The sequence below is a fragment of the Streptomyces sp. SID5643 genome, from assembly GCF_009872555.1.
GTDB lineage: Bacteria > Actinomycetota > Actinomycetes > Streptomycetales > Streptomycetaceae > Streptomyces > Streptomyces iakyrus.
The window spans coordinates 1-227 of the sequence record NZ_WWIC01000184.1; the positions used below are offsets into that span (position 1 = coordinate 1).

At 71.4% G+C, this 227-nt stretch carries 1 protein-coding gene; it reads left to right on the forward strand.

What is annotated here, in order from left to right:
* Positions 1–227 (forward strand): phosphoenolpyruvate carboxylase (locus tag GTY56_RS21440; RefSeq protein ID WP_161366981.1); only part of this gene is annotated, 227 nt, incomplete at both ends.

Genomic DNA, 227 nt, shown 5'->3' on the forward strand with positions numbered 1-227 from the left:
ACCCTCGTGCCCGACCACCTCAAGCACGTCTTCGCCCGCATCGAGGCCGAGCACGAACTCACCGTCCGCGAGGTCCTGCGCATCACCGGCGCCGACGAGCTCCTCGGCTCGAACCCGGTGCTCCAGCAGACCTTCGCCGTACGCGACGCCTACCTGGACCCGATCTCCTACCTCCAGGTGTCCCTGCTGGCCCGCCAGCGCGCGGCCGCCGCCCAGGGCGAGGAAGC